Consider the following 14140-nt stretch of genomic DNA (forward strand, 5'->3'; position numbering starts at 1 on the left):
ATGTCCCGCAATCAGACAACGCTGACTGAACTCGCGCGGCTCGGCTTCGCCGAGCTGGGGGAGAGCAGCGCGCGCCTGACGGAGCTCGACGCGCCCGACCTGGTGCCGTTCTTCGCCTCCGCGGCAGACCCCGACCAGGCGCTGCGGCTGCTGGTCTCGCTGCGCGAGAGTGCGCCGGCGCAGGTGGCGAAGCTGGGCCCGGATGCCACGGCGCGACTCATCCAGGTGCTGGGAGCGTCGAGCGGCCTCGGCCAGTTCTTCGAGCGGCACCCCACCGAGCTCGCCTCTCTCACGACGCCGCTGACCGTGCCCCCCACCCCCGAGCAGTACGGCGCCGACCTGCTCTCTGTCGTGGACGGCCTCCTCGCCGACGAGGCCTGGGTCGCGCTCCGTGTGCGGTACCGCCGGCACCTCGCGATGCTCACGTCCTGGGACCTCGCGCAGCCCGACCCGCTCGCCGCCGTCTCCACGGTGGCGGCGGCCCTCGCCGATCTCGCCGGTGCCGCCCTGGACGCCGCCCTCGACGTCGCCCGGCGGACGGTGCCCGACCCCGAGGGCGACACCCGCCTCGCCATCATCGGCATGGGCAAGGCGGGCGCGCGCGAGCTGAACTACCTCTCCGACGTCGACGTGATCTTCGTGGCCGAGGGCAGCGTGGACGTCGCCACCAGGCTCGCGATGCTCGTCATGAAGGGCATCAACGAGCTCGCCACCGAGCCCGGCCTGTGGGAGGTCGATGCCAACCTCCGCCCCGAGGGCAAGGACGGCGCGCTCGTGCGCACCCTCGAGTCGCACCTGGCGTACTACGACCGCTGGGCGAAGAGCTGGGAGTTCCAGGCGCTGCTCAAGGCGCGGCCGCTCGCCGGCGACCTCGAGCTGGGGGAGCGGTACGTGGAGGCACTGGCGCCGAAGGTGTGGTCGAGCGCCTCCCGGGAGGGCTTCGTCGACTCCGTGCAGCGGATGCGCGAGCGCGTGACCGACAACATCCCGAGCTCGGAGCTCGACGTGCAGCTCAAGCTCGGCCCCGGCGGACTGCGCGACGTGGAGTTCACCATCCAGCTCCTGCAGCTCGTCCACGGGCAGGCGGACCCCGCCGTGCGGCAGCGCGCCACGCTGCCCGCGCTCGAGGCACTCGCGGTCGAGGGCTACATCGGCCGCGTCGAGGCCGCCGAGTTCTCGCGCGACTACCGGTTCCTCCGGCTGCTCGAGCACCGCCTCCAACTCTCGCGGCTGCGCCGCACCCACCTCATGCCCACCGACCCGGACGCCCTGCGCGTGCTCGCCCGTGCGAGCGGCCTCGCCACGAGCGCCGTCGACCTGACCGAGCAGTGGCAGCGGACCAAGCAGGCGGTGCGCAGCCTCCACGAGCGGCTCTTCTACCGCCCGCTCCTCTCGGCCGTGGCCGCCCTGCCCGAGGGCGGGCTGTCGCTCTCGAGCGAGCAGGCGGAGGCTCGACTCGCGGCGATCGGCTTCCGTGACCCACGGGGGGCGCTCAAGCACATCGCGGCGCTCACGGGCGGGGTGTCACGGCGGGCGAGCATCCAGCGCAATCTGCTCCCGGTCATGCTGCAGTGGTTCGCGGAGGGCGCCGACCCCGACCACGGACTGCTCGCGTTCCGCCGGTTGAGCGACGACCTGGGCGAGGCGTACTGGTTCCTCCGGATGCTCCGCGACTCCTCCGGCGCTGCGCAGCGGCTCACGCACGTGCTGTCGGGATCGAAGTTCGTCGCCGACCTGTTCGAGCGGATCCCGGAGGCCGCGGCCTGGCTCGAGAACGAGGAGGAGCTGCGGCCCCGACCGCTGCCGCTGCTCCTCGAGGAGTCGGCAGCTACTCTCGCCCGCCACGACGGCGACGAGGCCGCCGCGGCACTCGCCCTGCGCACCGCCCGACGGCGCGAGGTGCTGCGGACCGCCCTGGGCGCGATCCTCGGCGTCACGACCATCGACGAGATCGGGTTCGCCCTCACCGACATCACGACCGCGGTCCTCAGCGGGGCGCTCTCGCTCGCCCACACGTTCGGCGACGGCATCGAGTTCGGCATTGTGGCGATGGGGCGCTACGGCGGCTCGGAGCTGGGGTTCGGGTCGGATACGGACGTCATGTACGTGTACCGGGCGGCCGGGGCATCCGACGAAGAGGCCCAGCAGCGCGCCGAGGTCATCGTGCACGCGCTCAGCCGGCTGACCGAAGATCTGCGCATCCCGCTCGACCTCGACATCAACCTGCGGCCGGAGGGCAAGAACGGCGCGATCGTGCGCTCGCTCGAGAGCTACCGCGCCTACTACGCGCGCTGGTCGCTGACGTGGGAGGCCCAGGCGCTGCTGCGCGCCCGGCCGGTCGTCGGCGACGTGGGCGTTCTGCAGGAGTTCACGGCGATCGCGGACGAGGTGCGGTACCCGGTGGCAATCGCCGAGCAGGACGTGCGCGAGGTCAAGCGCATCAAGGCGCGCGTGGAGGCGGAGCGACTGCCGCAGGCCGCGGACCCCGCCCGCCACCTCAAGCTGGGCCGGGGCTCGCTGAGCGACGTGGAGTGGTTCGTCCAGCTCCTGCAGCTCCAGTACGGCGCCCACATCGAAGGGCTCCGCACCACGTCGACGCTGCGCGCCCTCGCGGCCGCCGAGCGGGAGGAGCTCGTCACCCCGCCGGACGCGAAGAAGCTGCGCGACGCCTGGCTGCTCGCCTCCCGCGCCCGCTCGGCGATGACGCTGTGGACCTCCAAGACCTCCGACGTGCTCCCGACCGACCGGCAGGCGCTCGACGGCGTCGCGCGACTGCTGGAGTACCCGCCCGGGTCCGCCACGCAGTTCGAGGAGGACTACCTCCGCATCACCCGCCTCGCCCGCCAGGTGTTCGAGCGGCGGTTCTACGGGTAACGGACAGTGTTGGCGGAAAAACTGCCAACGTTGGTTTCCTGCCATCCTGTCGCGGCAAGATGGGCCCATGACCTCATCGCCCCTCGCCGTGGCCGCGCTCGACCTTGCCACCGCCCACGAGATTCCCTCCGTGCTCAACCACAGCGTCCGCACGCACGCGTACGCGCTGCTGCACGCCGAGAAGCTCGGGCTCTCGTACGACGCCAACCTGCTCTTCGCCGCCTGCGTCCTGCACGACCTGGGCTCGGCGCCCGCCTACGACGGGCCGCAGCGCTTCGAGGTCGAGGGGGCGGATGCCGCGGCATCCCTTCTCGCCTCGCACGGCCGCACGGCCGAGGAGATCGACCAGGTGTGGCAGGCGATCGCCCTCCACACCTCGCCGGGAATCGTGGAGCGCCGCGGCGCCGTGCCGCACCTGACCCGCCTCGGCATTCGCACCGACTTCTTCAGCATGGCCATCCCGGATGAGGCCCGCGCGGCCGTCGAGCGCGAGTACCCGCGGCTCGGACTCGACCACGAGCTCGGCGCCCTGCTCGTCGAGCAGGCGCTGCGCCAGCCCGAGAAGGCGCGCCCGTCATCGTGGGTCGCCGATCTGGTGCGTTCGGCGGGTTGAGTAGGCCGCTCCAGCGGTCGTATCGAAACCCCCGGCTCAGCGCGACAATGGCTCCATGGCCCGCCCGCGCATCGGCACCCTGCTCAAGCACACGCTCAACCGCGTCACCACGCGCGCGGCTCGCGGTAGGGGCGGCCCGTTCGCCCTCGTCAAGCACGTGGGGCGCAAGAGCGGCAAGCCGTACGAGACGCCGATCATCGTGCAGCCCATCGAGGGCGGCTTCGTGATCGAGCTCACTTACGGCCCGGAAGTGGACTGGTACCGCAACGTCGTCGCGGCGAACGGCTGCCGCATCCTGTACCACGGCACTGAGCACGTGATCGAAGGGCTGGAGCCGCTCTCCGCCGCCGAGGGCATCGCCGCGTTCACCCCCGGGCAGCGGCGCATCCTGCGGCTCCTGCGCCGCGACCACTTCGTGAAGCTGCTCGAGAGGCCCTAGGGCGCCGCGCCGAAAACGCAGGAGATTCGAGTCATCCGTGCCGTTTCGATAAAAGGCGGCGGCCGGATGCTCGAATCTCCTGCGTTTTCGTCAGAGGCGGTGGCGCTACGCCGAGATGCGCACTAGGTTGCCCGAGGGGTCGCGGAACGCGCAGTCCTTCGGGCCCCAGGGCTGCTCGACGGGCTCCTGGTAGACCTCGGCGCCGTGCGCGCGCAGGCGCTCGAACGCGGCATCCACGTCGTCGGTGAGGAAGACGATGCTCGGCAGCTGGCCCTTCGTGAGCAGCTCCTGGAGTGCGTCGCCGTCCGCCTGCGAGCGGCCCGCGTGGGGCACGGAGAGGACGACACCGAGTCCGGGCTGGTCGGCGCTGCCGACCGTCACCCAGCGGAAACCGCCGTTGGAGACATCCATCTGGACTGTCATGCCGAGGCCGTCGGTGTAGAAGGCGAGTGCTTCGTCCACGTCGTTGACGGTGACGTTAACGTACTTGAGTGCAATGGTCATGCGGCAAGCCTAGGGAGGCTACCGGACGGGGACTTCTCGATTCCTGCTCGGTCTCGTCTGGGCCTTCGCGACGTGGGTCGGCATGGCCATGACGGCCTCGTGCGTGCCGGAGCGGTACACGCTCGGCGTCACGCCGACGATCTCGGTGAACCGCGAGCTGAAAGAACCGAGCGATGTACAGCCGACGGCCATGCACGCGTCCGTGACGCTCAGTCCCTCGCGCAGGAGTGCCATCGCGCGCTCGATGCGGCGGGTCATGAGGTACCCGTACGGCGTCTCGCCGTAGGCCGCCTTGAACTGCCGCGAGAAGTGGGCGGGAGACATGTAGGCGTGCGCCGCCATCGCGGGAACGTCGAGCGGTTTGGCGTACTCGCGGTCCATGAGGTCGCGCGCGCGGCGCAGGTGCGTCAGCGTGGCGATCTCGTCGGGGGTCATGGGAACGAGGGTAGCGCTCAGGCCCGCCGCGCGAGGGCCCGCGCGATCCAGAAGTCGAGGGCCACCTCGTCGACGAGGGCCTCGGGCGCGACGCGGATCCAGCCCGCGCTCATGGAGCGCTCGCCCATGACGAGCCGGCTGGTTCCCGGGCGGCCCATCAGCTCCTCGTCCTCCTCGGCGCGGACCCGCACGAGCAGGCTGCCGTCCTTATTGGCGGCGACGATCATCTCGCCGGCGAGCATCACCGCGACCGCCCCGAACATCGGCTTCTCCTGCAGCGGGAGATCGGGAAGCCGTCGTTCCACCCTGTCGAGCAGGTGGCGCACGTCCTCGGAGATCATGGGTCGAGGGTACATCGCGCCGACGAAAACGCAGGAGATTCGGGCATCCGGAGCCGTTGCGGTTACTCAGCGGCCGCAGAGCGCCGGATCTCCTGCGTTTTTGGACAGGGGCAGGCAACGACAAGGGCCGCCCTCCCGAAGGAGAGCGGCCCTGTGCCGTGTGCTGTGGCGGACTACACCGAGAAGTACAGCTCGTACTCGAACGGGTGCGGGCGCTGCGCGGCCGGGATGATCTCGGCGGTGCGCTTGTAGTTGATCCAGGTCGCGATCAGGTCAGGCGTGAACACGTTGCCCTCGGTGAGGAAGTCGTGGTCGGCCTCGAGCGCGTCCAGGGCCTCGGCGAGCGAGCCGGGAACCTGCGGGATGAGCTTGGCCTCCTCGGGCGGCAGCTCGTACAGGTCCTTGTCGACGGGCTCGTGCGGCTCGATCTTGTTCTTGATGCCGTCGAGGCCCGCCATGAGCTGCGCGGCGAACGCGAGGTACGGGTTGCCCGAGGCATCCGGAGCGCGGAACTCGATGCGCTTGGCCTTGGGGTTGGTGCCCGTGATCGGGATGCGGATCGAGGCGGAGCGGTTGCCGGCCGAGTAGACCAGGTTCACGGGAGCCTCGAAGCCGGGGACCAGGCGGCGGTAGGAGTTGAGCGTCGGGTTCGTGAACGCGAGCACAGCCGGGGCGTGCTTGAGCAGGCCGCCGATGTACCAGCGCGCGATGTCCGACAGGCCGCCGTAGCCCTTCTCGTCGTAGAAGAGCGGCTCGCCGCCGTTCCACAGCGACTGGTGGGTGTGCATGCCCGAGCCGTTGTCACCGAACAGGGGCTTGGGCATGAAGGTCGCGACCTTGCCCCACTCCTGAGCGGTGTTCTTGACGATGTACTTGAACTTGAGGATGTCGTCTGCCGCGTGCACCATCGTGTCGAAGCGGTAGTTGATCTCGGCCTGGCCGCCGGTGCCGACCTCGTGGTGGGCGCGCTCGAGGATGAGGCCGGCGTCGATCAGCTTGAGGCTGATGTCGTCGCGGAGGTCGGCCTGCTTGTCGACGGGGGAGACGGGGAAGTAGCCGCCCTTGTAGGGGGTCTTGTTGGCGAGGTTGCCGCCCTCTTCGACGCGGCCGGAGTTCCAGGCGCCTTCCTCGGAGTCGACCGAGTAGAAGCTGCCGTTCTGCTTCACCTCGTAGCGCACGTCGTCGAAGATGTAGAACTCGGCCTCGGGGGCGAAGAACGCGGTGTCGGCGATGCCGGTCGAGGCGAGGTACTTCTCCGCCTTCTTGGCGACCTGGCGCGGGTCACGGCCGTAGATCTCGCCGTTGCGGGGGTTGTAGATGTCGAAGACCATGATGAGCGTGCGCTCCGTGCGGAACGGGTCGAGGTACGCCGTGGTCACGTCGGGGATGAGCTGCATGTCCGACTCGTGGATCGACGCGAAGCCGCGGATCGAGGAGCCGTCGAACAGCTGGCCGACCGAGAAGAACTCCTCGTCGACGGTCGAGGCCGGGATGTTGAAGTGCTGCTGCACGCCCGGAAGGTCGGTGAAGCGGATGTCGAGGAACTTGACGTCGGTGTCCTTGATGAACTTCAGGACCTCGGAAGAGTCTTTGAACATGGGTACTCCTGGGCTTGGTGCTGGGCGGCTGCAGTCGCGGCCTCCCACGAGGGTAAGGGGAAGGGGTTTCGCGACTGTCACGCTATTGTTTCCGGCAGGTTACACGTGCCCCGCTGGGTAGGATCTAAAGGTGGTCAGCACCCCGGCATCATCGTCATCGTGGCCGGGGCAGCGCCTCGGGCTTCCGGAGTCCGGGCCGCGCTCGGTTGCTCGCCCCGGGCGGCGCATTCTCGCGCTCGCGATCGACTGGGGCACGGCCATCCTGATCTCGGTCGCGTTCTTCTCGTACAACGCCTGGGCCACGCTCGGCGTCTTCGCCGTCGCGCAGATCGCCTTCCTGCTCACGGCCAACGGCAGCGTGGGGCACCTGCTGCTCGGGATGCGCGTGGTGCCGATCGCGGGCGGCTACCTCGGTGTGTGGCGCCCCTTCGTGCGCACGATCCTGCTGTGCCTCGTGATTCCGGCCGTGATCTGGGACCGCGATCAGCGCGGGATGCACGACCGCCTGATCGCGACGGTGTTAGTCCGCCGCTAGGCGGATAGGACAATGACGGTCGCCGTTAGGCGGATCGGACAAGCGCGGTCGCCGTTAGGCGGATCGGACAAGCGCGGTCGCCGTTAGGCGGATAGGACAAGCACGGTCGCCGTTGGGCGGATCGCGCGACGGTGACTAGCGCGGTCGCGGAGCCCGCGCCTTCATCGGGTCCATGCCCTTGGGGATCGGCAGCCCGTTGCGGCCCAGGGAGTTGAGGCGGTTCGAGACCGCCACGATCTCGGGCTTGCGCAGTGCCGACTTGATCGACCGCAGCTTCACCGGCAGCTTGTAGAGCGGAGTGGACTCCGCGTCCGGGCCGACGTACAGGAACGTGACGGGGACGTTCGGCAGGATTCGCGAGACGTTCTTGCGCTCGCTCTCGAGCATCGGCTGGGTGCGCGACTTCGGGCCCTCGCCGATGAGGGCCACACCGCCGCGGCCCACGGCGCGGTAGACCGCATCCTGGGTCTTGGGGCTCACGGCGACGGGCATCTCGCTGGCCGTCCAGCCGCGCCGCAGGGAGCTCTTGAGCACGGCGCCCACGGCGCCGGGCTGGCCTGCGATCTGCGAGTAGGCCGCGCGCTCGGCTCGGCGGCCGAGGATGATCAGGAAGATCAGCACGCCGCCGAGAACGCCGGCGATGATGTAGAGCACGAAGCCTAGGATCTGGTCGCGCGAGAGCAGCAGCGCGAGGGCGACGCCCGCGACAACGGGCAGCAGGAATCCGCCGATCAGCCACGCGAGGGCGCTCTTGTCGTACCGGATGGTCATCGTGAAGACCTGGACCATCTGCTTCAGGCGCCCGGGCTCCTTCGGAGCTTTCGATGCGGGGGCAGGGGTAGTCGTGGTGCGTGCCATGCCCTCAGGATACCGCCTGCCGGAACTCCACATTCTCGGCGAGATGCTCAAGGCCCGCGGGGATCTCGCGGCCCTTCGCGATCATGGAGCGCGCCCACAGCCGCCCGGCCCGGTAGCTCGACCGCACGAGGGGCCCCGCGAGCACGCCGAGGAACCCGATCTCTTCGGCCTCCTCGCTGAACTCCACGAACTCCTGCGGCTTCACCCAGCGCGCGACCGGCAGGTGCCGCGGTGTCGGCCGCAGGTACTGCGTGATCGTGATGATGTCGGTTCCCGCGTCGTGCAGGTCGCGGAGCGCCTGGCTGACCTCGTGGGGCTCCTCGCCCATTCCGAGGATGAGGTTCGACTTGGTGATGAGCCCGGCCGCGCGTGCCTGGGTGATCACGTCGAGCGACCGCTCGTAGCGGAACGCCGGACGGATGCGCTTGAAGATGCGCGGCACCGTCTCGACATTGTGCGCGAACACCTCGGGACGAGACTCGAAGACGACGCCCAGGAGGTCGGGGTTGCCCGAGAAGTCCGTGGCGAGGATCTCCACCCCGGTGCCGGGGTTCTGCTCGTGGATCTGCCGAACGGTCTCCGCGTGCAGCCACGCGCCCTCGTCGGGAAGGTCGTCGCGCGCGACGCCGGTGACCGTGGCGTACCGGAGGTTCATCTTCGTGACGGACTCGGCGACGCGCCGCGGCTCGTCCGTGTCGTAGTCGGCGGGCTTGCCGGTGTCGATCTGGCAGAAGTCGCAGCGCCGGGTGCACTGGCTGCCGCCGATGAGGAATGTCGCCTCACGGTCTTCCCAGCACTCGAAGATGTTGGGGCATCCCGCCTCCTGGCACACCGTGTGGAGGCTCTCGCCCTTGACCAGCTCCTGCAGCTGCCGGTACTCGGGGCCCATCTTGGCGACGGTCTTGATCCACTCGGGCTTGCGCTCGATCGGGGTCGAGGCGTTGCGCACCTCGAGGCGGAGGAGCTTGCGCTCACCGGCGTTGTGAGTCGGCACCGTGTGGCTCATCGGATGCCCACCATCGAGTCGATGAACGCTGCCTGCACGATCGGCACCGCCTGCGCGGTCGTCACCTCGCGGCCGAGCTCGCGGGAGAGGGAGGTCACCCCCGCGTCGGCGAGTCCGCACGCGACGATGCGGTCGTACGCCTCGAACGAGTTGTCGCAGTTGAGCGAGAAGCCGTGCATCGTGACGCCGTTGGCCACGCGGATGCCGATCGCGGCGATCTTGTCGGTGCCGCGCATCCACACGCCCGATCGTCCTTCGACCCGGTCGCCGTCGACGCCGAGCCTGGCCAGGGCGTCGATCAGGATGCCCTCCAGCCGCCGCACGTAGCCGACCACGTCGATCGGCTCAGGAAGGCGGAGAATCGGGTACCCGACCAGCTGCCCCGGGCCGTGCCACGTGATCTTGCCGCCGCGGTCCACGTCGATGACGGGCGTGCCGTCGGTGGGCCGCTCGTGATCCTCTGTGCGCTTGCCCGCGGTGTAGACCGACGGGTGCTCGAGGAACATGACCGTGTCGGGGCGAGAGCCCTCGACGACGGCACGATGGGTTGCGCGTTGAAGCTCTAAGGCTTCGACATACGGCACGGAGTTGGCGCTTAGCCCCGTGACGACAAAGTCGACCACGCCACGAGTCTAGGCCTCCACAGGGGGTTGGGTCGCGCATCCCTGCACACAGTGCGACCGGATGCCACGGTGGCATGCTTTGCCGGTCCGACACTGGTCGCGTGGTCATGGACACTCTGGGCGGCTACCGCCTCCTGCGCACGATCGGGGTGGGCTCGCGGGCGGAGGTGCTGCTCGCGCACCCGCTGCGGCCGGATGCCGAACTCGACCCCGCCGTCATGAAGGTCTACGGCCCGGCGGTGAGCGACGAGTCGATCGTCGCGGAGATCGAGGCCCTCTCCCGTGCGGCAGGGGAGCACGTCGTCAGAGTGCTCGACGTCACCTCGACCCCGGACGGGGCTCCTGCCCTCCTCTTGAGCAGGCACGCGGCGGGGAGCCTCGCCCGCCTGCTCGGCGACCGCGGCCGCCTCGAGGCCGGCGAGGCCATCACGATCCTGGCGCCCCTCGCCGCAGTCCTTGGGAGGATGCATGAGGCGGGAGTGGCGCACGGAAGCATCGGGCCGGGGTCGGTCCTGTTCGACGGCTCGGGCTCGCCCGCTCTCAGTTGCTTCGGCAGGGCGACTCTGTTCCCGCCGGGCCTGCACCCGGCAGCGCTGGAGGCACAGCAGGCCGTGCTCGCCGACATCCTCGCGTTCGGCGCCCTGGCGGCCGCGCTGCTGGAGGGCGCGGGGGCGTCGGCACTGGCGCATCGCGCCCGGACGGAGGCGGCGCCCGGTGCGTGGCTGCGCGGGTTCGCCGACTCCCTCTTCGACCTCGCAGAGCCCCTCCCGGTCGACCTTCGCCCCCGCGCGGAGGTGGACTACGTCCCGTTCCCCGCCCGCGTGATCCCGGCGGCGTCGCCGCTCGTACCGCCGTCGGCGGAGCCCTCGCGCCCCGACCTGGTCTCCCGCGCCCGTACGCTGCTCGGCGCAGTCCGCCGGCCCGTCTGGGTGGTTGCGGGCGCGTCGCTCGTGGCGCTGGTCATCGCACTCGTGGCGATCCCGCAGGAGCCCACGACCGCGACGGTCCGCCCGAGCGCTTCAGCACCGCCGTCGGTGGCCCAGCCCGGTCCCGTTGTCGAGGACGATCCGGTGGCCGCAGCACTCGTGCTGGTCGAGACGCGCGACCGGTGCATCCGCGACCTGTCGATCGAGTGCCTCGACGACGTCGGGCAGCGGAGCTCATCCGCGCTGGAGGCCGACCGGGAGCTGGTGGCGGCCGTGATCGACGGGGATGCCGCGGCGGTCGTCATCGACGTCGACCCCGCGCTCGTGCGCCTGGTCCAGCGATTGGGGGACTCGGCGCTCGTGTCACTGGGGCCGGACAGCGAACCGGCCTCGATCCTTCTGGTGAAGGGCGAGGCCGGTTGGCGTATCAGGGACTACCTGGAGGAGTAGCGACTGCTGGTCAGATTCCGAGCTTGGACGCGAAGTCGCCGCTCTCGAGGCGGTCCTTGACCGCGACGAGGAAGCGTGCGGCATCGGCGCCGTCGACGATCCGGTGGTCGTAGCTCAGGGCGAGGTAGACCATGGAGCGGATGGCGATCGCGTCGCCGCCCGCGTCGCTGACGACCACGGGCTTCTTGGCGACGATGCCGGTCCCGAGGATCGCCGACTGCGGGAGGAACACGATCGGCGTGTCGAACAGCGCGCCGCGGGAGCCCGTGTTCGTGAGGGTGAACGTGCCGCCGGCCAGCTCGTCCGGCTTGAGCTTGTTGTCGCGAGTACGGGCTGCGAGGTCGGCGATCTGCGTCGCGAATCCGGCGAGATCGAGCGTCGCCGCGTCGCGGATCACCGGGGTGAGCAGTCCGCGCTCGGTGTCTACCGCGATGCTGATGTTCTCCTGGGCGGGGTAGACGATCGAGTCGCCCTCGATAGTCGCGTTGATGATCGGGTACGCCTGGAGGGCCTCCGCCGCAGCCAGCGCGAAGAACGGCAGGAACGAGAGCTTCGTGCCGGTCTTGGCCTGGAAGTCGGCCTTGACCTGGTCGCGGAAGTTCGCCACGAGGGTGACGTCCACCTCGACCACGGAGGTGAGCTGGGCCGAGCTCTGCATGGAGATGACGGCGCGCTCGGCGATCACCTTGCGCAGGCGCGACATCGCGACGGTGGTGCCGCGGAGCGCGGACACCTCGAGCTGCTTGGCCGGTGCGGCGGTGGCGCTCGGGGCGGAGGCTGCGGCTGCGGTAGCAGACGAGGCGCTCAGGACATCCTGCTTGCGGATGCGGCCGCCGACGCCGGTACCGGAGACGGAGCCGAGGTCGATGCCGCGCTCGTTGGCGAGCTTGCGCACGAGCGGCGTGACGTACCCCGCGTGGGAGTCGGGGGCGACCGCGGCGGGTGCCGGAGCTGCGGCGACGACCGGAGCGGCAACGGGCGCGGCGGCAACGGGTGCAGCAACGGGCGCTGCGGCAACGGGTGCAGCGGCGGGGGCCGGAGCCGTCGTGTGGGCCGGTCCGGCCGGAGCGGTGGCGGGGGCGGGGTCGACGGGTGCCGGAGCCGGGGGAGCGGCGGGCGCCTCCTCGGCAGGAGCGGGAGCATCCGTAGAGGGGACCTCGGCCACGGGGGCTGCCGGTGCCGGCTCGGCGGGAGCGGCGGGGGCCTCAGGAGCCGGAGCCGCAGGAGCCTCAGCCGCGGGAGCCTCAGCAGCGGGGGCGGGCGCCTCCGCTGCGCCCGATCCGTCACCGATCGTGACGAGGGCGGTGCCGACCTCGACGGTCTCGTCCTCCGCGACGAGGATGGCCTCGATCACTCCGGCGACGGGCGACGGGATCTCGGTGTCGACCTTGTCGGTCGAGACTTCGAGCAGCGGCTCGTCGACCTCTACTCGGTCGCCGACCTTCTTGAGCCAGCGGGTAACCGTACCCTCGGTGACACTCTCACCGAGTGCCGGAAGGTTGACGGATTCGCTCATCAGTGGTGCTCCTTAGTAACGCTTCTGCTGAAAGTTTAGTTGTGGTCTTAGATCGCGTGCAGGGGCTTGCCAGCGAGGTACAGGAATGCCTCGCCGAGCGCCTCGTTCTGCGTGGGGTGGGCGTGGACGAGAGGAGCGATGTCCTCGGGGTACGCCTCCCAGTTCACGGCGAGCTGTGCTTCACCGATGAGCTCGCCCACGCGAGCGCCGATCATGTGCACGCCGACGACGGGGCCGTCGTTGACGCGGACCACCTTGACGATGCCGGCCGTGCCGATGATGTGGCTCTTGCCGTTTCCGGCGAGGTTGTAGTCGTACGAGCTGATCTTGTCGGCGCCGTACTTCTCCACGGCCTTGGCCTGCGACAGGCCGACGGAGGCCACCTCGGGGTCGCTGTACGTGACCTTGGGGATGTTGACATCCTCGATGACGACGGGGTTGAGCCCGGCGATCTCCTCCGCGACGAAGATGCCCTGCTGGAACCCGCGGTGCGCGAGCTGGAGGCCGGGCACGATGTCGCCGACGGCGTAGACGCCGGGGATGTTCGTGGCGAGGCGCTCGTTGGTGATGACGAACCCGCGGTCCATGGTGATGCCGACCTCTTCGTAGCCGAGGTTCGCGGTGGACGGGCCGCGGCCGACGGCGACGAGCAGGAGCTCGCCCTCGAAGGTCTTGCCGTCCTCGAGGGTAACCACGACGCCCTTGTCGTCCTGCGTTACGGACTGGAAGCGCACGCCGAGGCTGAACTCGATGCCGCGCTTGCGGAACGCGCGCTCGAACTGCTTGCTGATCGCCTCGTCCTCATTGGGGACGAGGTGCGGAAGCGCCTCGACGATCTGGACCTCGGCGCCCCAGCTCTTCCAGACGCTGGAGAACTCGACCCCGATGACGCCGCCGCCGAGGACGACGACCTTCTTCGGCACGAAGTCGAGCTCGAGGGCCTGCTCGGAGGTGATGACCCGTCCGCCGATCTCGAGGCCGGGGAGGGAGCGGGAGTAGGAGCCCGTCGCGAGGACGACGTTCTTGCCGATGATCGTCTCGTCGCCGACCTGCACCGTCGTGGGGGACACGAGCTTGCCCTCGCCCTCGATGGTGGTGATGCCGCGGGCCTTGATCAGGCCCTGCAGGCCCTTGTACTTGCTGGAGACGACCTCCTGGCGGTAGGCAGTGACTCCGGCGATGTCGACTCCGCCGAACGTCGAGGTCACGCCGTACTTGGCGGACTCGCGCGTGACATCCGCGACCTCCGCGGCGTGCAGCAGGGCCTTCGTCGGGATGCACCCGACGTGGAGGCAGGTGCCGCCCACCTTGCCCTTTTCGATGAGGCCGACGGTCATGCCGAGCTGGCTTGCACGCAGCGCTGCGGCGTACCCACCACTTCCGCCACCGAGAACGACAAGGTCAAACGTGTGCTCAGACAAT

At 69.8% G+C, this 14140-nt stretch carries 14 protein-coding genes; 5 read left to right on the top strand and 9 right to left on the bottom strand.

The window, feature by feature from the left end:
- From AC1RTC_RS02950 to AC1RTC_RS02960, 3 genes are all read left to right on the top strand, one after another.
- Positions 1-2874, top strand: coding sequence for a bifunctional [glutamine synthetase] adenylyltransferase/[glutamine synthetase]-adenylyl-L-tyrosine phosphorylase (locus AC1RTC_RS02950; RefSeq protein WP_493153960.1), 2874 nt, complete (start codon positions 1-3; stop codon positions 2872-2874).
- A gap of 67 nt (positions 2875-2941) precedes the next feature.
- Positions 2942-3487, top strand: a complete 546-nt coding sequence (locus tag AC1RTC_RS02955; protein WP_493153961.1) for an HD domain-containing protein — start codon at positions 2942-2944, stop codon at positions 3485-3487.
- A gap of 55 nt (positions 3488-3542) precedes the next feature.
- Positions 3543-3926: a nitroreductase family deazaflavin-dependent oxidoreductase gene (locus tag AC1RTC_RS02960; RefSeq protein WP_493153962.1), complete on the top strand. Its 384-nt coding sequence runs from the start codon at positions 3543-3545 to the stop codon at positions 3924-3926.
- 105 nt (positions 3927-4031) lie between these two features.
- Here AC1RTC_RS02960 and AC1RTC_RS02965 read toward each other — a convergent pair whose 3' ends face one another.
- From AC1RTC_RS02965 to glnA, 4 genes are all read right to left on the bottom strand, one after another.
- Entirely contained in the window at positions 4032-4430 is a 399-nt protein-coding gene (locus tag AC1RTC_RS02965) for a VOC family protein (protein ID WP_493153963.1), read from the bottom strand.
- An 18-nt stretch (positions 4431-4448) separates the two neighbouring features.
- Positions 4449-4865 carry a helix-turn-helix transcriptional regulator gene (locus AC1RTC_RS02970; RefSeq protein WP_493153964.1) on the bottom strand — a complete coding sequence of 139 codons (417 nt, stop codon included), beginning with the start codon at positions 4863-4865 and terminating at the stop codon, positions 4449-4451.
- Between the two features lie 17 nt (positions 4866-4882).
- Positions 4883-5206 (bottom strand): TfoX/Sxy family protein, encoded by a 324-nt coding sequence (locus tag AC1RTC_RS02975; protein WP_493153965.1) that lies wholly within the window; start codon positions 5204-5206, stop codon positions 4883-4885.
- 173 nt (positions 5207-5379) lie between these two features.
- Positions 5380-6804 carry a type I glutamate--ammonia ligase gene (gene glnA, locus AC1RTC_RS02980; RefSeq protein ID WP_493153966.1) on the bottom strand — a complete coding sequence of 475 codons (1425 nt, stop codon included), beginning with the start codon at positions 6802-6804 and terminating at the stop codon, positions 5380-5382.
- A gap of 130 nt (positions 6805-6934) precedes the next feature.
- Here glnA and AC1RTC_RS02985 point away from each other — a divergent pair, with 130 nt between their 5' ends.
- Complete coding sequence (locus tag AC1RTC_RS02985; RefSeq protein WP_493153967.1) at positions 6935-7339, top strand: RDD family protein; 405 nt, start codon at positions 6935-6937, stop codon at positions 7337-7339.
- Positions 7340-7474: 135 nt separating this feature from the next.
- Here the strand turns inward: AC1RTC_RS02985 and AC1RTC_RS02990 are convergent, their stop codons facing one another.
- From AC1RTC_RS02990 to lipB, 3 genes are read right to left on the bottom strand one after another with little or no spacing between them, the layout of a single operon-like run.
- A complete protein-coding gene (locus AC1RTC_RS02990; RefSeq protein WP_493153968.1) occupies positions 7475-8197 on the bottom strand; it encodes a DUF4191 domain-containing protein in 723 nt (240 codons plus the stop codon).
- 4 nt (positions 8198-8201) lie between these two features.
- A complete protein-coding gene (lipA, locus tag AC1RTC_RS02995; RefSeq protein ID WP_493153969.1) occupies positions 8202-9203 on the bottom strand; it encodes a lipoyl synthase in 1002 nt (333 codons plus the stop codon).
- Complete coding sequence (lipB, locus tag AC1RTC_RS03000) at positions 9200-9826, bottom strand: lipoyl(octanoyl) transferase LipB (protein ID WP_493153970.1); 627 nt, start codon at positions 9824-9826, stop codon at positions 9200-9202. The genes lipA and lipB overlap by 4 nt, the downstream gene beginning before the upstream one ends.
- A gap of 101 nt (positions 9827-9927) precedes the next feature.
- On the opposite strand from lipB, the gene AC1RTC_RS03005 reads away from it, so the two are divergent.
- On the top strand, positions 9928-11202 hold the full coding sequence (locus tag AC1RTC_RS03005) for a protein kinase domain-containing protein (protein WP_493153971.1): 1275 nt from the start codon (positions 9928-9930) through the stop codon (positions 11200-11202).
- A gap of 10 nt (positions 11203-11212) precedes the next feature.
- Here the strand turns inward: AC1RTC_RS03005 and sucB are convergent, their stop codons facing one another.
- Both sucB and lpdA read right to left on the bottom strand, forming a co-directional pair.
- Complete coding sequence (gene sucB, locus AC1RTC_RS03010; RefSeq protein WP_493153972.1) at positions 11213-12718, bottom strand: 2-oxoglutarate dehydrogenase, E2 component, dihydrolipoamide succinyltransferase; 1506 nt, start codon at positions 12716-12718, stop codon at positions 11213-11215.
- Between the two features lie 47 nt (positions 12719-12765).
- Entirely contained in the window at positions 12766-14139 is a 1374-nt protein-coding gene (gene lpdA, locus AC1RTC_RS03015; RefSeq protein ID WP_493153973.1) for a dihydrolipoyl dehydrogenase, read from the bottom strand.
- Position 14140 lies beyond the last annotated feature (1 nt).

This window comes from Rhodoglobus sp. GW821-FHT12B09 (assembly GCF_058809925.1).